18 protein-coding genes and 1 tRNA gene are annotated in these 22,979 nt (G+C 37.6%); 17 read left to right on the top strand and 2 right to left on the bottom strand.

The window, feature by feature from the left end; translation table 11 throughout:
• Window positions 1-2 precede the first annotated feature (2 nt).
• The 7 genes from miaB (at window position 3) to B045_RS14415 (ending at window position 7,982) form a co-directional block, all read left to right on the top strand.
• Entirely contained in the window at window positions 3-1,340 is a 1,338-nt protein-coding gene (gene miaB / locus B045_RS0107205) for a tRNA (N6-isopentenyl adenosine(37)-C2)-methylthiotransferase MiaB (RefSeq protein ID WP_018463603.1), read from the top strand.
• Window positions 1,341-1,370: 30 nt separating this feature from the next.
• Entirely contained in the window at window positions 1,371-3,236 is a 1,866-nt protein-coding gene (locus tag B045_RS0107200; protein WP_018463602.1) for an ABC transporter ATP-binding protein, read from the top strand.
• Complete coding sequence (locus tag B045_RS0107195) at window positions 3,236-4,171, top strand: lysophospholipid acyltransferase family protein (RefSeq protein ID WP_025884040.1); 936 nt, start codon at window positions 3,236-3,238, stop codon at window positions 4,169-4,171. Before B045_RS0107200 ends, B045_RS0107195 begins: the two co-directional genes overlap by 1 nt.
• A 43-nt stretch (window positions 4,172-4,214) precedes the next feature.
• Window positions 4,215-4,964 carry a lipopolysaccharide kinase InaA family protein gene (locus B045_RS0107190; RefSeq protein WP_018463600.1) on the top strand — a complete coding sequence of 250 codons (750 nt, stop codon included), beginning with the start codon at window positions 4,215-4,217 and terminating at the stop codon, window positions 4,962-4,964.
• Window positions 4,965-4,967: 3 nt separating this feature from the next.
• Complete coding sequence (locus tag B045_RS0107185) at window positions 4,968-6,005, top strand: hypothetical protein (RefSeq protein WP_018463599.1); 1,038 nt, start codon at window positions 4,968-4,970, stop codon at window positions 6,003-6,005.
• A gap of 184 nt (window positions 6,006-6,189) precedes the next feature.
• On the top strand, window positions 6,190-6,972 hold the full coding sequence (locus B045_RS0107180) for a glycosyltransferase family 2 protein (protein WP_025884037.1): 783 nt from the start codon (window positions 6,190-6,192) through the stop codon (window positions 6,970-6,972).
• A gap of 2 nt (window positions 6,973-6,974) precedes the next feature.
• Window positions 6,975-7,982: a glycosyltransferase family 2 protein gene (locus tag B045_RS14415; protein WP_025884035.1), complete on the top strand. Its 1,008-nt coding sequence runs from the start codon at window positions 6,975-6,977 to the stop codon at window positions 7,980-7,982.
• Window positions 7,983-8,053: 71 nt separating this feature from the next.
• Here B045_RS14415 and B045_RS0107170 read toward each other — a convergent pair whose 3' ends face one another.
• Window positions 8,054-9,103 carry a CDP-glycerol glycerophosphotransferase family protein gene (locus B045_RS0107170; RefSeq protein WP_018463596.1) on the bottom strand — a complete coding sequence of 350 codons (1,050 nt, stop codon included), beginning with the start codon at window positions 9,101-9,103 and terminating at the stop codon, window positions 8,054-8,056.
• Window positions 9,104-9,230: 127 nt separating this feature from the next.
• On the opposite strand from B045_RS0107170, the gene B045_RS0107165 reads away from it, so the two are divergent.
• The 9 genes from B045_RS0107165 to B045_RS0107125 all read left to right on the top strand — a co-directional run bounded on the left by B045_RS0107165 (window position 9,231) and on the right by B045_RS0107125 (window position 19,255).
• On the top strand, window positions 9,231-10,313 hold the full coding sequence (locus B045_RS0107165) for a pyridoxal-phosphate-dependent aminotransferase family protein (protein ID WP_018463595.1): 1,083 nt from the start codon (window positions 9,231-9,233) through the stop codon (window positions 10,311-10,313).
• Window positions 10,314-10,325: 12 nt separating this feature from the next.
• Window positions 10,326-11,666, top strand: a complete 1,341-nt coding sequence (locus tag B045_RS0107160; protein ID WP_018463594.1) for an adenylyltransferase/cytidyltransferase family protein — start codon at window positions 10,326-10,328, stop codon at window positions 11,664-11,666.
• A gap of 56 nt (window positions 11,667-11,722) precedes the next feature.
• Window positions 11,723-12,184 (top strand): peroxiredoxin, encoded by a 462-nt coding sequence (locus B045_RS0107155; RefSeq protein WP_018463593.1) that lies wholly within the window; start codon window positions 11,723-11,725, stop codon window positions 12,182-12,184.
• Between the two features lie 192 nt (window positions 12,185-12,376).
• Complete coding sequence (locus B045_RS0107150) at window positions 12,377-14,485, top strand: protein-disulfide reductase DsbD family protein (RefSeq protein ID WP_018463592.1); 2,109 nt, start codon at window positions 12,377-12,379, stop codon at window positions 14,483-14,485.
• Window positions 14,472-15,764, top strand: coding sequence for an L-cysteine desulfidase family protein (locus B045_RS0107145; RefSeq protein ID WP_018463591.1), 1,293 nt, complete (start codon window positions 14,472-14,474; stop codon window positions 15,762-15,764). Before B045_RS0107150 ends, B045_RS0107145 begins: the two co-directional genes overlap by 14 nt.
• A gap of 162 nt (window positions 15,765-15,926) precedes the next feature.
• Window positions 15,927-15,998, top strand: a tRNA-Arg gene (locus B045_RS0107140).
• A 51-nt stretch (window positions 15,999-16,049) separates the two neighbouring features.
• On the top strand, window positions 16,050-16,844 hold the full coding sequence (locus B045_RS0107135) for an ADP-ribosylglycohydrolase family protein (RefSeq protein ID WP_018463590.1): 795 nt from the start codon (window positions 16,050-16,052) through the stop codon (window positions 16,842-16,844).
• A gap of 98 nt (window positions 16,845-16,942) precedes the next feature.
• A complete protein-coding gene (argS, locus tag B045_RS0107130) occupies window positions 16,943-18,760 on the top strand; it encodes an arginine--tRNA ligase (protein WP_018463589.1) in 1,818 nt (605 codons plus the stop codon).
• A 15-nt stretch (window positions 18,761-18,775) separates the two neighbouring features.
• On the top strand, window positions 18,776-19,255 hold the full coding sequence (locus B045_RS0107125; RefSeq protein WP_018463588.1) for an RNase H family protein: 480 nt from the start codon (window positions 18,776-18,778) through the stop codon (window positions 19,253-19,255).
• 43 nt (window positions 19,256-19,298) lie between these two features.
• Here B045_RS0107125 and ribD read toward each other — a convergent pair whose 3' ends face one another.
• Window positions 19,299-20,225, bottom strand: coding sequence for a bifunctional diaminohydroxyphosphoribosylaminopyrimidine deaminase/5-amino-6-(5-phosphoribosylamino)uracil reductase RibD (ribD, locus tag B045_RS0107120; RefSeq protein ID WP_018463587.1), 927 nt, complete (start codon window positions 20,223-20,225; stop codon window positions 19,299-19,301).
• 248 nt (window positions 20,226-20,473) lie between these two features.
• Between ribD and B045_RS14410 the strand changes: the two genes are divergently transcribed.
• Window positions 20,474-22,979: TonB-dependent receptor (locus B045_RS14410; RefSeq protein ID WP_044067687.1), on the top strand; the 2,506-nt coding region annotated here is incomplete at its 3' end.

The raw sequence follows: 22,979 nt of genomic DNA, 5'->3' as shown, positions 1-22,979 counted from the left end.
AAATGGATAAGAAACTATATATCGAGACATACGGCTGTCAAATGAATGTAGCCGACAGCGAAGTAGTTGCCTCAGTAATGAAGATGGCGGGATATGACGTTTGTGAGAACGAAGATGATGCCGATGCTATCTTTCTGAATACATGCAGTATTCGTGAGAATGCCGAAAATAAGATTTACAACAGACTTGACACTTTACATGCCGAACAGAAAAAAGGACGTAAACTAATACTCGGTGTCCTTGGATGTATGGCTGAACGTGTGAAAGACGACCTCATACAAAATCATTATGTAAACTTGGTATGCGGACCAGACTCATATCTCGACCTACCAAGCATGATCGCGGAATGCGAAATGGGCAACAACGCAATGAACACAGATTTATCTACGACAGAAACTTATCGCAATATATTACCACAACGCATTGGCGGAAATCATGTAAGCGGTTTTGTTAGTATCATGCGCGGATGCAACAATTTCTGTCATTACTGCATTGTACCTTATACTCGCGGCCGTGAACGCAGCCGTGACGTAGAGAGTATACTTACAGAGGTAAAAGACCTTCATGAAAAGGGCTTTAAGGAGGTGACTCTTCTTGGTCAAAATGTAAATTCTTATGGTTTGTTGCCAAACGGTAAGCGTCCTGAAAATGGAGTTTCTTTTGCTGAACTATTACACAAGGTCGCGCAAAGCGTACCAGACATGCGTGTAAGGTTTACCACTTCAAATCCAGAAGATATGACTGAGGATATTCTTCATGCTATCGCAGAGGAACCAAACCTATGCAAACACATCCACTTCCCTGCACAGAGCGGAAGCAACAAGATATTAAAACTTATGAACCGCAAATATACCCGTGAAGATTATTTATCAAAAATCAACGCGATTAAAACAATCATTCCTGGATGCGGCATCACAACAGATATCTTCGTAGGCTATCACGATGAGACAGAAGAAGATCATGAACAGACACTTTCCCTCGTAAAAGAGGTAGGCTTTGATTCTGCATTCATGTTCAAATATAGTGAACGTCCTGGAACTTATGCTGCGAAGCATTTGCCAGACAATGTTGCAGAGGACCTGAAGATATCACGTCTTAACCAACTCATACAGTTGCAGACCGAGATTAGTGCGCAACAGAACAAGAAAGACGAAGGAAAGGAATTTGAAATTCTTATAGAACGTTTCAGCAAGCGAGATCGTAATCATCTTATGGGACGTACACAGCAAAACAAGGCTGTAGTTTTAGAGAAGGGCAATCATCATATCGGAGAATTCGTAAACGTAAGAATTACCGGTTCCACTAGTGCCACTCTACTAGGTGAAGAAATAAAAGCCTGACAATAGGCACCACATTATATATAATTATATATGAAAGAATTTTTCCAGGTACTAAAAAGATTTGTGCCGCCATACAAGAAATATCTGACATTGAGCGTAATATTCAATATCCTGTCTGCAATATTGAATATATTCTCATTTGCCACTCTTATCCCTATTTTACAGATACTGTTCAAAACAAGTGATGCAAAAGTGGTGAAAGCCCTTATCAGCTGGGATAACGTACATTCATTCAATGACATAACAAATTGGTTTACAAATAATGCCAACTACTTCATACAGCATTTTATTGTTGAGGTTGGTGCTGCTAACACCCTTCTCGTTATAGGATTGCTGCTTGCATTCATGACTTTATTAAAAACCGTTTCCTATTTTCTTTCATCAGCGACCATCATTCCTATACGTACAGGTGTAGTACGCGACATCCGCAACCAACTATATCAGAAAATCAATGCTTTATCAATAGGCTTCTTTAGTGAGGAACGCAAAGGCGATATTATTGCAAGAATGAGTGGTGATGTCCAGGAAATAGAAGGTTCCATCATGTCAAGCCTTGATATGCTGTTTAAAAATCCAATACTAATAATAAGCTATTTCATAGCACTGATGGTGATATCTTGGCAGCTAACATTATTTACAATCATCTTCGTACCTATATTCGGGTGGTTTATGGGATTTGTCGGGCGAAAACTCAAAGCTCGTAGTATTGAGGCACAAAGTCTTTGGAGTGACACGATGAGTCAAGTAGAAGAAACCTTGGGAGGTCTACGAATAATAAAGGCCTTCTGTGCTGAAGGCAAGATGAACAAACGTTTTGATAAGATAAACAGCGAGTATCGAGATAACATCATGCGTGTAAATACTCGTCAGCAACTAGCCCACCCTATGAGTGAATTTTTGGGTACAATGATGATTATCATTGTTTTGTGGGTTGGAGGAATACTTGTTCTCAACAACCACACACTCACAGGTCCTAAATTCATATACTATCTTGTAATGCTATATTCTATCATAAACCCATTAAAAGAGTTTTCAAAAGCAGGATATAATATTCCAAAGGGACTTGCGAGCATGGAGCGTGTAGACAAGATTCTGAAAGCAGAAATAGATATTAAGGAAAAAGAAAATCCAACTCATATAAAGAGTTTTGAGCATCAGATAGAATTCAAGAATGTTTCGTTTTCTTACAACTCACCAACAAAAGACGGTAGAAGCGAGACTATATGGGTACTCAAAAATATAAATCTTATTATTCCAAAGGGTAAAACTATTGCCCTCGTAGGACAAAGCGGTGGTGGAAAGAGCACTTTGGTAGATCTCATTCCACGCTATTATGATGTACAGGAAGGCGAAGTTTCAATAGACGGCATCAACGTTAAAGACCTTGGAATTCATGATTTGCGCCAACTTATTGGTAACGTGAATCAAGAAGCAATACTTTTCAACGATACATTCCGCAATAACATCTCTTTTGGTGTTGAAGGTGCAACTGATAAGCAGATAGAGGATGCCGCAAAAATTGCCAATGCCTACGATTTCATATCTCAAAGCGAAAACGGATTCGACACAAACATTGGTGACCGTGGAAACAGATTAAGCGGAGGACAACGTCAAAGAGTAAGCATTGCTAGAGCTATACTGAAAAATCCTCCTATATTGATTCTTGACGAAGCTACATCTGCACTCGATACAGAAAGTGAACGTCTTGTTCAGGATGCCCTAGAACGACTTATGAAAACTCGTACTACAGTAGCTATCGCCCACCGTCTGAGTACAATTAAGAATGCTGACGAGATTTGCGTGCTACATGAGGGACAGATAGTCGAACGAGGTACACATCAAGAATTATTGGATAAAGACGGGTATTACAAGAAACTGCACGATATGCAAAGCTAATGACAAAAATAGTATATTACTTTTTTTATATATTGTCGCTATTGCCCCTAAAAATACTCTACGGCATGGCAGACTTTGAATATTTGATAGTATATTACATTATCAAATACAGAAGAAAAGTAGTATGCGAAAATATATCAACGGCTTTTCCTGACAAGAGTAAGAAAGAGATAAAAGATATCGAAAAAGGTTTCTATCACTGGTTTGCAGATTACTTCTTTGAGGCTGTGAAACTGCTGAGCATCAGTGATAGTGAACTTAGAAGAAGATTCAAAACTGTTAATTCTGAAGAAGTTGAGAAATGTTTTCAGGAAGGACAGGATGTGGCTACAATACTAGGACATTATTGCAACTGGGAATGGCTTTCTTGCGTAGGTATAAACCTACCGAAAAGTCGCATCATGGGACTTGTATATCATCCATTGCGGAACTCAGCTTTCGATAATCTTTTCAAACAGATACGTTCATCGCAAACAAATGGCGTAACCGTACCTAAAAAGGATATACTGAGATTTCTTATAAACTATCGCCGCAATGGGACGAGAAGTATTTTCGGATATATATCAGACCAGGGACCAAAATGGGAAAACATACATCTATGGCTACCTTTTCTCAACCACCCAGAGACCCCAGTTTTCACGGGTGCGGAGCGTATAATGAAAAAGATGAATGACGCAGTGTTTTATGTTGAGATGTCACGTCCTAAACGGGGTTACTATACAGCGACATATAAACTCATAACAAAAGATCCAAATTCACTACCGGAACATGAGATAACAAGGCGATTCTTCAGGATGCTTGAAGAAACAATAAATAAGGAACCACGTTACTATCTATGGACTCACAAACGTTGGAAACGTACTCGAGAGGAATTCAACAGAAGATTCCAAGTTGTAAACGGAAAGGTTATTGCTAAAAAAGACCAGGAAAATTAATGATGTTGCATCATTAAAAAAATGGAAGATAAAGATCAGATAGATGATAAAAATAAATCCTAAATACGAATATATGCGCCGATGGATTGAAAATATACCTGATATTTTCGAAAAAGAAGGCACTACAATATATAAGGGAAGAAACAAAATAAAGGTGTTTACTACCTCTGACGGACAAGTGGCGAACGTGAAGAGATATCATATTCCATCTGGTCCAAACAAATTCGTATATTCATGGGGTATCCGTAAGCCTAAGGGGCAACGAGCTTTTGAATACCCAGATATAATGCTCAAAAAAGGCATCTCTACACCAGAACCAATAGCACTGATTGAACAAAGAGGATTTCTTAATCTTCTAGGTTTTTCATATTTCATCAGCATACAGTGCGATTATGGTCACACTCTCTATGAAATGGGTGACGCTACGCCTGAAGAGTATGAAGGAATGGCTATCGCTCTTGGAAAGTTTGCAGCCAATATGCACGAGAAAAACATCATGCACAAAGATTTTACCCCAGGAAACATTTTGTGGGAAAAAGACAACCAAGGTTACCATTTCACGATAGTAGACATAAACAGGATGTATTTTGGAAACGTAGAATTGAAAAAAGGAGTAATAAACCTTACCAGATTATGGGGTCCAAAAAGATTTATCGAACTTCTGGTTACTGAATACGCTAATGCACGTCACTTTAACGTAGATGCGGCTTTAAACATAGCTATGCCTGCAAGAGCTAGGTTTTGGCGAAGATTTCAGAAAAAACACAAATTAAAATTCACGTTAGAACTTTAGAACATGACAAAACGCCTTTGCTATATATCACGCAACTATCAAACGATAGAGAACTCTGGCAACAAAGCCAAGACTGACAACGAGCGCACTTTAAAAGAACTCAATGCCCACAATCTTGGTTTGCCAACAACATATTATGACAGTAAGATAATAACATTCTTTTTTGATTTGGCAGGCATCATTAAAATGATGTTTACTATAAAGAAAGGTGATATCATTGTGTTGCAATATCCAGTAAAGAAATATTTTTCTTTTATATGCAATTACGCACATCTGCACAAAGCAAAGGTTGTTGCACTTATTCATGACCTAGGTTCCATGAGACGCAAAAAGCTCACAATAAAAAAAGAGATTTTAAGACTAATGCATGCCGACCATGTAATTGCGTCAAACGAAACAATGGCTACATGGCTGAAGAATAACGGATATAACAAATCTCTGAATTCACTTGGTCTATTTGATTATAGATCTATATCAACATCCAAAGAACACATATGTGATAACAACCGTTATTCTCTTGTATATGCCGGAGCGCTTGCAATAAGAAAAAATGCTTTTCTATTGAAAATGCAAGATATAATTAAAGGTTATAAACTGAACATATACGGCAATAGAAACGGACTTCCGGGATTAGAGGATTCTGATAACATACAGGTCCACGATTTCATGAAATCAGAAGATTTCATTGCCAGTGTGGACGGAGATTTCGGATTTGTATGGGACGGGGACTCATTAGACACATGCTCTGGTTCATTCGGAGAATATTTGCGCTGGAATAGTCCTCATAAAGTATCGTTCTATCTTCGTGCTGGATTGCCAATCATCGTATGGAAAGAGGCTGCCATAGCACCTATCATCAAGAGCGAAGGCATTGGTATATGTATATCTAACATTGCCGAACTTAACGACATTCTCCAATCTATAACATTAGAAGAAATGCAAAAAATGCGTGAAAATGTAAGTCGTGTAAGCAAGAATTTGAGTAATGGTGCATTTTTAAGTAAAGCAGTTATTGACGGAATGGAAAAGCTAATGAAATAATAGCTTAAAATTAAGGAAAAAGCAAAAAGTAAACAAAAAAATATACTTTTCACATACAAAATCGGTAAAATATGCATATCTTTGCAAAAGATAGGTCACAAAAATCAAAAGTAGAAAAAGACATCACATTGTTTATTTTTGCATTATCTATGCACAATATTGGAATATAATTAATAAAATAGGTATGAGAATCAGTCTAATTGTATCGACGTATAACTGGCCAGAGGCATTGCACCTTTGCCTCAAAAGCATCATGATACAAACACGTATGCCAGACGAGGTAATTATTGCTGACGACGGGTCTAAAGACGAAACAAAAACTCTTATTGAGAACATGCAGAAAGACTTCCCATGTAAGTTAGTTCATGCATGGATTCCTGATGAGGGATTCAGACTGGCATTATCAAGAAACAATGCCATAAGAACATACTGTACTGGTGATTATGTTATTTTTATAGATCAAGATATCATCCTTGACAATAAGTTTATTGAAGATCACGAGCGACTCGCTACTAAAGGATGTTTTGTTATAGGTGGTCGCACTAAGCTATCAGCTTTGTTGTCAAAAAAGCTACTCTCAAGCAAAAATGTTAAGTTAGGACTTTTCACAAAGGGAATCATACGCAAAGTGAATATGGTACATATCAGATGTTTGTTCCCTGTAACATCTAAGATGTATAGCTGGAATAAATTATATGGACGCGGTGCAAATATGGCTATGTTTAAAAGTGATCTTGAAAGAGTAAACGGATTTGATGAGGATATCGTTGGCTATGGTGTCGAAGATATTGACCTATTTAATAGGCTGATGAATAACGGCATTAATAAGAAATATGCTCAATTTTGTGCAATAGAACATCATCTTTATCACAAAAGAGGTAAGGTGGTCGAGAATAATTTTAAGATTGCTTTTACTAACAAGAATAGAAAAAGATGCAAAAATGGTTTAACTCACGACAATAAATAAACATGCAAAAACTTTTAACTATAATAATCCCTACATACAACATGGAAAACTATCTGGAGGCGTGCCTTGATTCGCTGCTCACAGATAACATGTCGCTTATTGAAGTTTTGGTAATCAACGACGGAAGCCAAGACGCTTCTTATGACATTGCCAAAAGATATGGAAACAAATATCCTGATACGTTTGTCGTCATTGACAAAGGGAACGGAAATTATGGTTCTTGCGTAAATGTTGGACTTAGAAGAGCTACTGGAAAATACATAAAAGTACTTGATGCCGACGATTGTTTCAACACTAGAGTCTTTGAAGCTTACCTTAATTATATTAAGGAATGTGACACCGATATGGTGATTAGTGATTACGTTAAGGTGTATCCAGAGCTTGAGACCATCGTTAGCTGCGATATCCCAGAAAACAAGATTGTTGACTTTAGGGAGTTATGCAAAGACAATAACATTTGGAATCTTTGGATGCATAACGTCGCTTATAAAAGAGAACTTCTGCTTAATATTGATTACAAACAAACAGAAGGCATATCTTACACCGATCAGGAATGGATATTCAGTCCATTTACTGAAGTTAAAACTGCCATATACTTTAAATTACCACTCTATAGATACACTCTTGGGCGCGAGGGACAAACCATGAGTTCTGCGTTTTCAGACAAGCATTTTAGAGACAATATTGTATGCACATGCAATATGATAGAACAAGCCTGTCATTTCAACAATGTACCTGATGACATAATGAAAATGCTTAACTATAAACTACTAAAGAGATGCAGGTTTATATTTCGCACATACATACTGAAAAAACAAGTAATCAACGACAAAGACCTAGACATGCTTGACAATAAAATCAAGTCGTTAAACTTTAATTTATATAAGGCTACAGGCAACTTGCCAATGAGTACACCTCTATTCCCTATAAAATATATTTCTGTTTGGCGCAAGAATCATAATAGCAAATGGCTCAAATTAAATATCAGAATGTATAGGTTCCTGCATTAAAACACATTAAAAAAGGTAGTAGTACAGTGGGAGCTAACCTAAGTGAAAACGTAGACAATAAAGGTAAGACGTTAACGTCTTACCTTTCCAAATGTTTTTATACTTGTATATTTTCTCCACAAATTAAGCTTTCTCTTTTTAGGGACACCATGACGACGTATATAATCGCGTGCGCCCTCAAGCATTCTCTGTGCCACTCCTCCAGCACTATATGGATCGTAATTTTGTATCACCCAGTGACGCAATGAGATTATTTCTTTGTCATGCTGAACTTGTTCGAAAGCATCACAAAGTTCTTCTGGATCATCAATATTCTTCCAATAAATGTCCTTTGATATTGCACGCAAAGTGATAACGGGTTTATTGAGCAAAAGAAATTCATAAATTGTAGATGAGGTGTCACTAATCATTACATCCGCCATCAACAAATATTTTGTAACACTGAAATCTTCAACGAATATCATGTTGTCATGTTCATTTGCCAGCTGACGATATTCGTCAATCCATTCTTGACTTGTAAGCGGATGGAACTTCATCATCAATAAAACATCTTTCTCTTTGGTTAACTTGATTAAAGCATCCTTTATCAATGGCAGTGAAGTAAGTTTGGGAGAGAACGTTGGAGCATATAAAACTATCTGTTTCTTTCCATATTTTTGCAGCAGTTCATTCTTTTCAATATCAAATGATGAACGATGGTCACTTATCCAATCCTGTCGCGTCCATCCTGTCTCTAGAACTTCAAAGTCTTTATATTTATAAGACAGTTGCTTAAACTTTCGCGTGAAATAAGGACCTTGTGTGAAATAAGTATCAAAATATCTTCTTATGATCCAATGGTCTTTTTTCTCTGCCGCATAACCGTGAAATATCTGTATTTTTACTCCCCTAAGATAGTATGGTACAATATTTCCCGGAACAAACACTACGTCAGGAAAGAAATCATAAACCTCCTGAATACTATTAGTCCAATTCACACTATCTTTCAAAGGAAAATCTGGAATACGTTTTTTATGAACATACCATAAAATATCATTTACGCCCTCATCTTCGGCCTCGTCCTGCAATGGCTTAAGTATATCTATTGCATATTTATTTTCACAAAATAAAACTATCCTCATATTAAATTACTTTATTTTAAATGTAAAGGTAGCTATTTATTGTAGAACAACCTAACATTATCTAAATATTTTTTATTATTTTTGTGCACGATTGTGTATTATATGAATGCAATCATAACATAAAAAGATGAAGAATATGCTAAATTTCACTGTAGGACCGGTTATGTCCTCTGATGCCGTAAGAGAAATAGGAGGCGAACAAGTACCATATTTCAGAACACCTGAGTTTTCTGAAATAATGCTTGAAAACGAACGACTGATAAAAAAATTCTCCAAGGCTGAAGAACAGGCTAAAGTATTATTCATAACAGGTTCAGGCACCGCATCAATGGAAGCAACAGTGATGAATGTCTTTACTGCTAATGACAAAGTTCTCATCATTAACGGTGGCAGCTTCGGTCACAGATTTGTGGAACTATGCAAAATCCACGAAATACCCTACGATGAGATAAATCCAGCTTTCGGTGAAGACATTTCCGAAGAACTCCTTTCACCATTTGACGGCAAGGGATATACTGGATTCCTAGTAAACGTTCATGAGACTTCCACAGGAGTACACTACAACATAAAGCTTATTAGCGAATTCTGCAAAAGAAATAATCTGTTCCTTGTCGTAGATGCAATAAGTTCTTTTCTTGCAGATCCATTCAACATGTGCGAGTTGCATGCAGAAGTCATGATCACCGGATCACAGAAAGCTCTGGCATGTCCTCCGGGAGTATCTGTTATTGTTCTTTCAGAAAAAGCTGTTGAAAGGGTTAACAAGAATAACGTAAGAAGTATGTATTTTGATCTAAAAGATGCATTAAAAAATGCTCAACGAGGTCAGACGCCATTTACTCCGGCTGTTGGAATCCTTAGACAGATAAATATGAGGCTAAGAGAGATTGACGCAGCAGGTGGTGCACAGACAGAAATTGATAAGATTCATGGTATTGCGACTGATTTCAGAAACAGAATCAAAGATTTACCATTTGAGATTGTATCAAAATCTCTTTCCAATGCCGTAACGCCTATACATCCCCTAAATGTTTCGGCTTATGATATTTTCACTACGTTGAAAGATGAATATGGAATATGGATATGTCCCAACGGAGGCGACATGAAGGATCAAGTATTCCGTGTTGGACATATCGGAGCATTGACAAAAGACGATAACTCCAAGCTCATTGCTGCCTTCGCAGACCTTAACAAAAAAGGACTTCTTTAATCTACACAAAGTATGATAAAAGTTATAACCTACGGTACATACGACCTAATTCATAAGGGCCACATCCGGTTGCTAGAAAGGGCAAAAGCCCTTGGCGACTATCTAATTGTTGGAGTCACAGCAGATTCTTTTGATCGTGAACGTGGCAAGATCAATGTCCAGCAATCGCTCATTGAAAGAGTAGAAGCTGTCAGAGCTACCGGACTTGCCGATGAAATTATCGTTGAAGAATATGAAGGACAAAAGATTGACGATATCAAGAGACTTGGCATTGATATATTTACCGTAGGTTCTGACTGGGAAGGACATTTCGACTATCTGAAAGAGTTTTGCAAAGTAGTTTATCTTGAAAGAACACAAGGGATATCCAGCTCTGAGATTCGTGCCGAGAAACGCGATATGAAGATTGGACTTGTAGGAGAATCACCGATACTAAATAAGATCGAACGAGAGAGCCAATATGTAAATGGGTTATCTATAAGTGGTGTATATTCAAGAGACACAAAGTATTTCTCATCTGAACTGAAAAAGCTTACGACTTATTACAGTATAGATGATTTGCTGGAAAATTCAGACGGAGTATATATTATATCAAGCCCTAAGCATCATTACGATGATATCAAAAAGGCATTAAGCAAAGGTAAGCATGTGCTGTGTGAATCACCAATAACAATATGTGAAGACAAACTCACTGAATTATACGCTATTGCCGAAAGCAACAAATGTATATTGATGGATTCTATCAAGACTGCTTATAGTTTGGCTTATTACAGACTATGCCTATTAGCAAAAAGCGGAATAATAGGCAAGATTGTATCTGTTGATGCCACATGCACTAGTCTTTACAATGTTGAGATTGATAATGACGGAATGATGTCAAGTATATGGAATAGTATATGTGCATGGGGACCTACAGCCTTGTTACCTGTATTTCAACTACTTGGTACTGATTATTCATCAAAGACAATTGCCACACATTTACTGCGTGAAGACTTAGACTATGACACGTTTACAAAGATATCATTAATTTATCCTCATGCTGTAGCCTCAATAAAGGTTGGACAAGGTGTAAAATCAGAGGGTGAACTAATCATCTCCGGCACAAAGGGTTACATATATGTACCAGCTCCATGGTGGAAGACTGATTATTTTGAAGTAAGATATGAGAATCCTGTTGATAACAAGCGGCATTTCTATCCACTTGAGGGTGAAGGTCTCAGATACGAATTAGTGTCTTTTCTTAAGTCGATAAGCAGCGGAAACAAATATTCTTATATTGATAAGAACATTTCAAAAGCCATAGTAAATATCATTCAGAATTTCTATGAGCGAAAAGATACAGTATTATTATAATAAGCAAAGACGGGCTACGCATAAAGCGTAGCTCAAACTTGATAAATTTAAATGATATGGAAGTAGGACAGAAATTACCAGAAGTTCTCGGAAGAGATCAAGATGGAAAAGAAGTGAAGCTAAGTGACTTCAATGGTAAAAAACTTGTATTGTACGTATATCCAAAAGATAGCACACCAGGATGTACTAGTGAGGCTTGCGATCTGCGCGACAACTATCATTCATTCCTTGAAAAGGGATATGCTGTAATTGGCGCAAGCATCCAAGATGAGAAATCCCATAAAAAGTTCATTGAGAAATATGACTTACCATTCCCTATTATTGCAGACACAGAAAAGAAACTTGTAGAGGAACTGGGAGTGTATGGTGAGAAAAAAATGTATGGTAAGGTTACGATGGGAACATTCAGAACAACATTTATTACTGATGAAGCTGGAGTTATAACACGCATTATTGGTCCAAAAGAGATAAAAGTAAAAATACATTCCAGCCAGATTCTTGATAATATCCAAGAGTAGTTTAAAGGCAATAATTTGGATTGATAAATAATAATAACTAAAAACACTCACAAAATATAAGCATTTCGTATTATTTTTTGTAATTTTGCATCAGAATGATAGGTTATATGTCATTTTTTGAATATAACCTATCATATATTATTATCATTTTGATGCATAAAATTATTGTATAATAGAAGACGAGAAAGAAATATGAAAAAGATTGTATCACTAGCCATAATGATGTTGATTGCTGTTATGGCACAGGCTCAAATGTTAAACCCGGTGAAGTTTTCTTCTCAACTGAAAACCAACGGAACGGCAGAGGCTGAAATTATTTTTAGTGGAAATATAAGTTCGGGATGGCATGTTTATTCCACTGGTTTGGGAGCTGATGGACCTATTTCTGCAACGTTTAACGTCAACAAACTTGACGGAGTTGAACTTGTAGGCAAATTAACTCCCCGTGGAAGTGAAATATCTAACTATGACAAACTGTTTGAAATGAAGCTCAGATATTTTGAGCATAGTGTCCAGTTTGTACAGAAAGTAAAGTTCACAAAGCCTAATTATAATATAAGTGCATATCTAGAATATGGTGCATGTAATGACAAAAATTGCCTACCACCAACATCGGTAGACTTTAATAAAAATGGAAAAAGTCCGGCTACAGCTGCATCAACAAGTAAAACAAATACAGCATCTTCTTCCGACAACAAAGCTTTGTTGCTTGCTGCCGCAAGTGGATCTCCTGAAGCAAAGGCTGCGCTTGCCAAACTAAAGGCTGACAGTTTAGCTAATCTAAAAGCTGACAGCATTTCAAAAGCTGATTCAATTACTAGTTCGAATCTGTCTTCAACCGACAAAACGTCATTGTGGAAACCCGTAATAGGAAAATTAAGCCAACAGAATGGAAATAGCGACAGTGGTAACCAATCATGGGCTTACATATTCTTCATGGGCTTCCTTGGAGGATTGCTTGCATTGTTTACACCATGTGTATGGCCTATAATACCAATGACCGTTAGTTTCTTCCTAAAACGAGCAAAAGACAACAAGAAAAAAGGAATACGAGACGCTATAACTTACGGTATATCTATCGTGGTTATATACTTAGCTTTAGGACTTGCTGTTACAGGATTATTCGGTGCGTCGGCATTAAATGCTTTAGCCACTAATGCTGTATTCAACATACTTTTCTGTCTGCTGCTTATTTTGTTTGCAGTCAGTTTCTTTGGTTGGTTTGAAATACGCTTACCAGAGAAATGGGGAAATGCAGTAGACACTAAGGCAACATCAACAACAGGATTGCTTTCTATTTTCCTTATGGCCTTCACACTTACTCTTGTAAGTTTCTCATGCACAGGTCCTATAATAGGATTCCTACTTGTGGATTTCGCAACATCAGGTTCTATACTTGGTCCTGCAATAGGCATGTTTGGATTTGCACTTGCTTTGGCATTGCCATTCACGTTATTTGCCATGTTCCCAAGCTGGCTGAAGAGCGCACCAAGATCAGGTTCATGGATGAACACAATAAAGGTAGTGTTGGGATTCATCGAATTAGCATTCTCACTGAAATTCTTTAGCGTTGCTGACCTTGCTTATGGCTGGCATATATTAGACAGAGAAGTTTTCTTGTCATTGTGGATTGTTATATTCGGTGCACTCGGACTATATCTTATCGGAAAACTTAAATTTCAAAGTGATGAGGTTGGTGGCGATATAAACAAGCCAATGCCTGTACCTTGCATTATGCTTGGATTATGCTCATTGGCATTCGCGACATATATGGTGCCAGGATTATGGGGTGCACCATGTAAAGCGGTAAGCGCATTCGCTCCACCAATGAATACTCAGGACTTTAACCTTGACACTAAAGAGATAAAAGCTCAATATACAGACTATGAAGCCGGAATGGCTGCAGCAAAAGCTGCTGGTAAGCCAGCTCTTCTTGATTTTACAGGATTTGGATGTGTCAACTGCCGCAAAATGGAAGCTGCTGTATGGACAGATCCACAAGTAGAAGAGAAAATCAGCAAAGAATATATATTGATATCACTCTTTGTTGATGATAAGACCCCATTGGAGAAGCCTATGGTAATAACTGAAAACGGCCAAAAGCGTACGCTGCGTACTGTTGGTGACAAATGGAGTTATCTACAACGTAGCAAGTTTGGTGCTAATGCCCAACCATTCTATGTTCCTGTTGACAATGAGGGTAATCCACTAAACGGTAGTTATTCATACAAGGAGGATATTCCTGAATACACGGCTTTCCTTCAAAAAGGATTAGATAAATATCACAATGCTAGACAATAATATTCGTAAACAGATTATCTCGCTGATAAACAAAGAGGTGGTTCCTGCCGTAGGATGTACAGAACCTATGGCAGTATCACTTTGTACAGCACGTGCGAAAGAGATTTTGAATGTAATCCCTGAAAAGATAACCGTTTTGCTTAGTGCTAACATTCTAAAGAATGCAATGGGAGTAGGTATTCCTGGTACTGATATGATAGGACTACCTATAGCAATAGCACTTGGGGCTATCATTGGCAAAAGTAAATATAGCCTTGAAGTTATAAAAGACTTATCACCAGAGAGTCTTGAAATGGGAAAGAAATATGTATGTGAAAAGCATATAGCAATATGTCTGAAACCGAATATAACAGAGAAACTTTATATAGAAGTGATTTGCCAGTCGGGCAAAAACAAGTCTACGGCCATAATATCAGGAGCTCATACTAACTTTATTTATGAGGAGCTTAATGGTGATATTCTTCTTGATAAGCATAAAGGTACTGACTGCGACAACGAAGAAACAGAGATTAGCCTCAACATGCAAATGGTGTGGGACTTCGCAATAACAAGTCCTATTGAAGAGCTCAAATTCATCCTGAAGACAAAGGAATACAACTTAAAGGCTGCAAAGGAAAGTTTAAAAGGAAATTACGGTCATTGTCTAGGCAAAACTATGGACCGTCCGCTGAGTCGTGGAATTTTCGGTAACAGTATCTTCTCTCATATTATTGCAAAGACAGCCTCTGCATGTGATGCACGTATGGGTGGCGCTATGATTCCTGTAATGAGTAATTCAGGATCAGGCAACCAAGGTATATGCGCTACAAATCCTGTAGCTGTTTATGCAGAGGAAAACGAAAATACAGAGGAAGAACTTATCCGTGGACTGACGCTTAGTCATCTTTCTGCTATATATATCAAGCAGAGTCTTGGTAAACTAAGCGCACTTTGCGGATGTGTTGTAGCAAGTATAGGTTCTAGTTGCGGAATTACATACCTCATGGGGGGCGACTACAAAGACGTTTGTCATGCTGTAAAAAACATGATAGCTAATCTTACTGGAATGATATGTGACGGTGCTAAACCAAGTTGTTCACTTAAGATATGCTCTGGTGTTAGTACAGCTCTACTCAGTGCATTGTTGGCTCGCGAAGGGAAATATGTAACTTCTGCAGAAGGAATCATTGACCACGATGTAGACCAAAGCATACATAACCTTACAAGTATCGGGAAAGAAGCAATGTGCTCAACAGATGATATGGTACTTGATATTATGACACATAAGACTCCATGCTAGTTTTTACTACTGACTCTTATTTTATTTACAAAGGTAATATTGTTGCAATAAACCATTTTTAGAACAAAAATAAATGAATTTATTTTGTTCTTATGGCAACAAGCATTACCTTTGCAAATGAGATTGGCTTTTTCTGCAATTAGAAAAGTCACTAATTAAGGGGGTCCTATAGTTCAATGGATAGAACAAATCTCTCCTAAAGATTAGATCCGAGTTCGATTCTCGGTGGGACCACAATGAGCCTTTTTGACTCATCAAATATTATTAACCTTTTAGCCTTATACTATGCTCGGAGCGATAATTGGAGACATCGTAGGCTCACGCTTTGAATTTGCAAAGCAGACTACACCGAATTTTATACTATTCGATAAAGATTGCAACTATACCGACGACACAATATGTAGCGTCGCGATAGCTGATGCGATCCTTAATAAAAGGACATACAAAGATTCACTTCTTGATTGGTGCAGAAGATATCCGAATCCAATGGGAGGATATAGCACTACTTTCAGTAAGTGGATAGAACAGGATAATCCACAACCCAGCAACAGCTGTGGTAATGATGCTGCTATGAGGGTAAGTCCGGTAGGTTGGCTTTTTGATGATTACCATGAGATACTTGAAGAGGCGAAAAGGAGTGCGGAGGTGAGCCATAATCATCCAAACGGAATTATGGGTGCGCAATGTGTTGCTACTATAATTTATTGGCTTCGTACATGCAGAATAACTAAGGAAGAACTTGAAAGTGCCGTAAAACGCAATTTCAGATATTCAATTCCAACGATTAAAGACATATACAAAATTGGTAGTGAGGGGCATTTCGATGGATTATGCGAAGAGACTGTTCCTTACGCTATAAGCTGTTTTCTTGAAAGTGATAACTTCGAGGATGCTATACGCATTGCTGTTGCTGCAGGTGGTGATACTGACACCAAAGCTGCTATATGTGGAGCCATCGCCGAGGCTTATTATGAAGTTCCGGATAGCATGATAGAAAAAGCTTACGAGTATCTTCCTGATGACATGTTGGATATTGTTACTCAGTTCTGTCAAAGAATACAGAATGAATTGAGAGATTAGCAAATAAACGCGCAAATATCTTTTTGACTGTTTTATTTTGTTCTTTTTCCTTTTTATTGTAAATTTGCACATGAATTCGAATTTTATTATTTACCGGTATGAATATTGAGAATGAAATATGCAGTTCTGTCATCAGCGTGGTGAAAGAACTTTATGGTCAGGATGTGCACGAAAATATGGTGCAACTGCAAAAGACACGTAGTAACTTTGAGGGTAATCTTACTCTTGTAGTTTTCCCTTTTCTTAAGATATCAAAGAAAAAGCCAGAAGATACTGCCAATGAAATTGGTGAAGCTTTGGTTAAGAACTGTAGCGCGATAGCTGGTTTCAATGTCGTTAAGGGATTTCTTAATCTTGTCATCGCCAAAGAGGCTTGGATTGCTCTATTAAATGATATCAATACCAATGAAAAATTTGGTGAGAAGCAAGTTACAGAGAATTCTCCACTGGTAATGATTGAGTATAGTTCTCCAAATACCAACAAACCACTTCATCTTGGACATGTTCGTAACAACCTGCTCGGTTGGTCGCTTGCCCAGATTATGGAAGCTAATGGTAACAAGGTCGTAAAGACAAACATTGTCAACGATCGTGGTATCCATATTTGCAAGAGTATGCTTGCTTGGCAAAAATGGGGTGAAGGAATAACTCCAGAGAAAGCTGGGAAAAAGGGTGACCACCTTATTGGTGACTTTTATGTTGCTTTTGACAAGCATTATAAGGCAGAATGCGAAGAGTTGAAAGCCCAATATACAAAGGATGGCATGACCGAGGAAGCTGCTACCGAAAAGGCAAAAAATGAAGCTCCACTTATAAAAGAAGCTCATGAGATGCTTGTAAAATGGGAACACAACGATCCTGAGGTGCGTGCTCTCTGGGAAAAGATGAACGCATGGGTTTATGCAGGATTTGACGAGACATACAAAGCCCTAGGAGTAGGCTTTGATAAGATATATTATGAATCAAATACATACCTCGAGGGCAAAAAGAAGGTAGAGGAAGGTCTTGAAAAGGGACTTTTCTTCCGCAAGGATGACAACAGTGTATGGGCTGACCTGACACAAGATGGTCTTGACCAAAAACTGTTGCTCCGAAGCGACGGTACTTCTGTGTATATGACACAGGATATCGGTACTGCTGATATGCGTTTCAAAGACTTCCCTATTGACAAGATGATTTATGTTGTAGGTAATGAGCAGAACTATCATTTCCAGGTTCTGTCACTATTACTTGATCGTCTTGGTTTCAAATGGGGAAAGGAACTTGTCCACTTCTCATACGGTATGGTAGAACTTCCTAACGGAAAAATGAAAAGCCGTGAGGGTACTGTTGTTGATGCTGATGAACTTGTATCTACGATGGTTGAAGATGCAAGAAAAACAAGTGATGAACTTGGGAAGTTCAAGGATATGACGGATGACGAGAAGCAGGAAGTGGCACGCATTGTCGGTCTTGGTGCGCTTAAATACTTTATCCTAAAAGTAGATGCACGCAAGAACATGTTGTTCAACCCAGCAGAGAGTATTGACTTCAACGGCAATACAGGTCCTTTCATTCAATATACATACGCACGTATCCGTTCTATACTCCGTAAGGCTCATGCTGAGAACATTAATTTTCCGGAATCGTTGAATGCAGATGCACCACTTAACGAAAAGGAAATAGAACTTATTCAGAAAATGAATGAGTTTGGTGCTGCTCTAGAACAAGCAGGAAAAGATTACAGTCCTAGCGGAATAGCAAACTATTGCTATGAACTAACAAAAGACTTCAACCAGTTCTATCATGATTACAGCATATTAAATGCTGAAAATGAAGCAGAAAAGATTACGCGTCTTGTATTGGCACAGAATGTTGCCAAAGTTATCAAGAACGGTATGGCTCTACTTGGTATTGAAGTTCCTGAAAGAATGTAATACATTAAACTGATTATGACAAATTCCAATCTGACAAATCCACCCGACTGGCGCAATGACACCGTACTGCCGTTGCCTTTAGAAGTAAAGGCTAATGCTTGGGCTGTTGACGCTGCATGTTCGGGTAATCCCGGTCCGATGGAATATCAGTGTATAGACCTTGCCAATGGTTCTCAGGTCTTCCATTTCGGTCCTGTGCATGGGACAAACAACATTGGTGAATTTCTTGCTATTGTTCATGCCTTGGCACTTATGGAAAAACAAGGAATTAAAGACAAGGTGATATATTCTGACAGTTATAATGCCATACTTTGGGTAAACAAGAAAGCATGTAAGACAAAGTTGGAACGTAATCCACGCACAGAAGAGTTATATCAAATTGTAGCGCGCGCTGAGCAATGGCTACGAACCCACAGTATAAACGTTCCTATCATAAAATGGGAAACTAAAAAGTGGGGAGAGGTTCCAGCCGACTTCGGTAGAAAAAACAAATAATAAAAAATCATCTTTACGATATCGTAAAGATGATTTTTTATTTCTACTCTGTGTATTTTAAAAAAGTCTTTATACTATTCCCGTCAATATCAAGACTGTTTATAAGTCGTATATTGTAAGGAAGCGTTGGGGCATTAGTACCATTATTTACATATTTTAGAGATGTCTCTACGCGTATTTCATCCCACAGACCCGAATCCAGAAATGAATTTAGAGTTTTCGCTCCCCCCTCAACAATTATTGACTGCATTTTTTTTGAGTACAGTTCTTTCAACATTTCATCAATATCTGTATCATGAGTTAATACGATGCGCGTAGGATCATTACCGTACCACTCACGCACGTTCAGCATCGGATGTTCTCGTTCGTCTGTAACGCGTCCCACAAGTATTGCATCGTTCTCTGCTCTTAGTTTATGAGATAACATCTTTGTGAATGGCGTCGAAAAAGTAAAAGCTTTAAAATCGTTATCAATAAAGCCATTTACTGACTGTGCCCATTTCAATATTATATAAGGTCGGCTATGGGTATTGAATGTAATGAAACGTCTATTAAGTTCAAGACATTCTTTTTCCATCACACCCACTATCACCTCTATTCCCGCTTCACGCAATTTGCGTATTCCTCGCCCTTGTACTTTCGCAAAAGGGTCTATACATCCGCATACACATCTTTTTACACCTTTACTTATTATGAGGTCAGCACAGGGTGGAGTCTTTCCGTAATGCGAACATGGTTCAAGACTTACGTATATTGTAGCTTCTTTAAGCAAGTGTTCATCTTCTGGTTTCACGCTTGCAAACGCATTTACTTCAGCATGTCCTTCTCCACAACGTACATGATAACCTTCACCTATTATCCTGTCATCGGCAGAAACAATAACAGCTCCTACCATAGGATTAGGTTTAGCGTTAAGCATACCATTACGAGCTAATTGAAGACAACGTCGCATGTAATATTCAAGTTCCATATCTATTAAAAAAATAACATTGTGTGTTTACAAATGTAGCTATTAAATATATCATTACCAAATAATTACAACAGTTTTGTTTATCATAAATAGATAAAAAAACATGATGTTTATATATTTTGTAATCAAAATAAAGACTAATATATACATTAATTGTAAAAAAAATAGTACTTTTGCCATAGAATTAATGGCTAAAAAACAATGAATATAATATATTCATCTAATAACCACATACGAATCAACACATAATGGAAAAAAGAAGAACATTACTTATTGTACTAATACTACTAGCAGCAATGCCAATGCTGTCAAATAACAGAATAATACTACTTTGTGGACATGTAAAAGATGCATTCACAAATGGAGGAATTAAGAACGTGAAAATCACTCTTCTTGACGAAAACAAAGTGCCTATTGATAGCCAGAAAGTTCAATACTATAATGAAGACAAAAGCTACATGGACTCTTATTATAAGTTTAGCATACCTGCCGAACCCCAAAAATATATCATCAAGGCTGAACATCCCGATTATGAAACATGTTATATTAAGTATGACGTGAAATATTTGGGACGAAATGAATCTTTTGATGCACCCTTTCATTATATGAAGCGTAAGATCAAGACTTTGCAGGGCAAGGACTTGAAAGACGTTGTGGTGAAGGCTACAAGGGTTAAGATTGTATTCAAGAATGATACTGTTGTGTATAATGCCGATGCATTCAATCTTCCAAATGGTTCAATGCTTGATGAACTCATTCGACAACTGCCAGGAGTTAAACTGACTGATAGCGGAGAGATATTTCTTAATGGCAAGAAGGTGGATAATCTGTTATTGCAAGGTGAAAAATTTTTAAAAAAAGACAGACAATTGGCCCTGAAGAATTTTCCAGCATACACCGTTAAGAATGTGAGCTTTTATGATAAGACGACTGATCGCAGTAAATATCTTGGATATAATAATGAGCGTAAAGAGTTTGTGATGGATGTCAAACTTAAAAAGGAATATTCTAAGGGCTATATTGCTAATGCTGAGGGAGGATGCGGAACACATAATAGATATACAGGTAGATTCTTTGGGCTGAGATACACGCCACATTCACGCTTTACTTTATTTGGCAATTTGAACAACATGAATCAATATTACTACCCCGGGTCTGATGGCGAACAGGATCCCCGTACTGCGGATAATGGTGTGTTTTCTAGAAAGGTTCTTGGGATGGACGTCTTTTCTGCAAATAAAGATGAAACTGTTAAGAATCATTTCTCCGGAGAAGTAATATGGAGTAATAATGATGATAAAACAAGAACTGTAGCCTCTACATTTCTGCCAACAAAGGAAAACTATGTGGCTTCATTTAATAATTCTAATGGGTATGGAATATATTCTACCATAAATAATGAACTTACTATATCGAAACCTTTTTATATATCTTCAAGTACAGGGTGGGAATATAGTAATGGTAGTTCAAAATCTACACAACGTTCGGTTACTTATAATAAGAGTCCGTTTCATGACAATGAAGGCGCAGAGAGTTTGATAGACAGAATATTTAAAGCGGAGTTGCAACCCATTGATACCACAATGGTAAATAGTATGCAGAAAGATATGCATGGAAATGGATATTATTCCTCACTATGGGAAGTACTCGGTATGTCCAAAAAGCTACCTTGGGGAGACAATTTTGATGTGAATATGGATGCCACATATACGAAAGAGAAAAGTACTGGATTCAATGACTATCAGATTAGATATATGGATCAAAACCATGATGATCTGCAGAATCAGTATAGTAAGGAACCTACGACTCATTTTAGATACAAAGTATGGGGGAATTACAATATTCATCTGCTAAATAAATGGAACATTGCTATGGGATATGAGTATAAGCAGCGGTACAGGCATGAGATACATGATAAATACAGACTCGACTGGTTGGATGGCTGGTCAAAGAGTCACCATATAGGTGATATTCCTTCTACAAGAGATTCGCTTTTGGCAGCTCTAGACTATGGAAATAGTAACTACACGTGGTATCATTCACGTGAACATTCAGGTCTCTTTCATGTATTCTATGACAAGGATGACAAGGACGGCAAGATGAGGTTTGATTTAAATATCAACATCATTAATAAGTATGAAAAGCTGCGCTACCAGAAAGCTAGTCTAGACACAATGGCGTTTAATCGCAATTGGCTGTTTACTCCGTCGGTATCATTCAACTATTCAACACCTAAGGGAATGGGACTTGATATGAGTTATGGTACAGAAATAAATACACCAGAATTGATAAAGAAAATAAATGTTACCGATACAACTGATCCACTCGCAAGGTATCGCGGAAACAATGACTTGAAAAATTCATTAAGTCATGTATTTCATTTGGGATTCCGCAACAGAATTGCAAGTATGCAGGCTCAATATAATGTAGCAGCTGATTTTAGGATTGACAGAAATCTTATTGGAAATGCCGTCACATACAATCAGTCAAGTGGTGTATATACTTATCAGCCACGTAATATAAATGGCAACTGGACCGGTTCTGTAAGTAATGGATTCTCAATGGCACTTGATAAGGATAGACTATGGAACTTGGAGAATAATGCCAGTTTCAACTTCAATCGCAATGTAGACTTTGTAACGCTTGCAGGAAGTGCTGATTACCAGATTAGCAAGGTGAACAATATTTATGTTACTGATGGGCTGAAGCTTACGATGCAGAAGAATAATTTTCGTGCTGCGTTGCTTGGCAATA

The sequence above is a fragment of the Segatella paludivivens DSM 17968 = JCM 13650 genome (genome assembly GCF_000373185.1).
Lineage (GTDB): Bacteria > Bacteroidota > Bacteroidia > Bacteroidales > Bacteroidaceae > Prevotella > Prevotella paludivivens.
This window is presented reverse-complemented; position numbering and strand designations above follow the sequence as displayed.

What these genes read in the sequence shown, in the direction of transcription:
- B045_RS0107200 (WP_018463602.1), top strand. Translation starts at nt 1,371, where the DNA reads ATGAAAGAATTTTTCCAGGTACTAAAAAGATTTGTGCCGCCATACAAG.
- B045_RS0107170 (WP_018463596.1), bottom strand. Translation starts at nt 9,103, where the DNA reads ATGAGGATAGTTTTATTTTGTGAAAATAAATATGCAATAGATATACTT.
- B045_RS0107145 (WP_018463591.1), top strand. Translation starts at nt 14,472, where the DNA reads ATGCTAGACAATAATATTCGTAAACAGATTATCTCGCTGATAAACAAA.
- B045_RS0107180 (WP_025884037.1), top strand. Translation starts at nt 6,190, where the DNA reads ATGAGAATCAGTCTAATTGTATCGACGTATAACTGGCCAGAGGCATTG.
- B045_RS0107190 (WP_018463600.1), top strand. Translation starts at nt 4,215, where the DNA reads ATGATAAAAATAAATCCTAAATACGAATATATGCGCCGATGGATTGAA.
- B045_RS0107165 (WP_018463595.1), top strand. Translation starts at nt 9,231, where the DNA reads ATGAAGAATATGCTAAATTTCACTGTAGGACCGGTTATGTCCTCTGAT.
- ribD (WP_018463587.1), bottom strand. Translation starts at nt 20,225, where the DNA reads ATGGAACTTGAATATTACATGCGACGTTGTCTTCAATTAGCTCGTAAT.
- B045_RS0107185 (WP_018463599.1), top strand. Translation starts at nt 4,968, where the DNA reads ATGACAAAACGCCTTTGCTATATATCACGCAACTATCAAACGATAGAG.
- B045_RS14415 (WP_025884035.1), top strand. Translation starts at nt 6,975, where the DNA reads ATGCAAAAACTTTTAACTATAATAATCCCTACATACAACATGGAAAAC.
- B045_RS0107195 (WP_025884040.1), top strand. Translation starts at nt 3,236, where the DNA reads ATGACAAAAATAGTATATTACTTTTTTTATATATTGTCGCTATTGCCC.
- B045_RS0107135 (WP_018463590.1), top strand. Translation starts at nt 16,050, where the DNA reads ATGCTCGGAGCGATAATTGGAGACATCGTAGGCTCACGCTTTGAATTT.
- B045_RS0107150 (WP_018463592.1), top strand. Translation starts at nt 12,377, where the DNA reads ATGAAAAAGATTGTATCACTAGCCATAATGATGTTGATTGCTGTTATG.
- argS (WP_018463589.1), top strand. Translation starts at nt 16,943, where the DNA reads ATGAATATTGAGAATGAAATATGCAGTTCTGTCATCAGCGTGGTGAAA.
- B045_RS0107155 (WP_018463593.1), top strand. Translation starts at nt 11,723, where the DNA reads ATGGAAGTAGGACAGAAATTACCAGAAGTTCTCGGAAGAGATCAAGAT.
- miaB (WP_018463603.1), top strand. Translation starts at nt 3, where the DNA reads ATGGATAAGAAACTATATATCGAGACATACGGCTGTCAAATGAATGTA.
- B045_RS0107160 (WP_018463594.1), top strand. Translation starts at nt 10,326, where the DNA reads ATGATAAAAGTTATAACCTACGGTACATACGACCTAATTCATAAGGGC.
- B045_RS0107125 (WP_018463588.1), top strand. Translation starts at nt 18,776, where the DNA reads ATGACAAATTCCAATCTGACAAATCCACCCGACTGGCGCAATGACACC.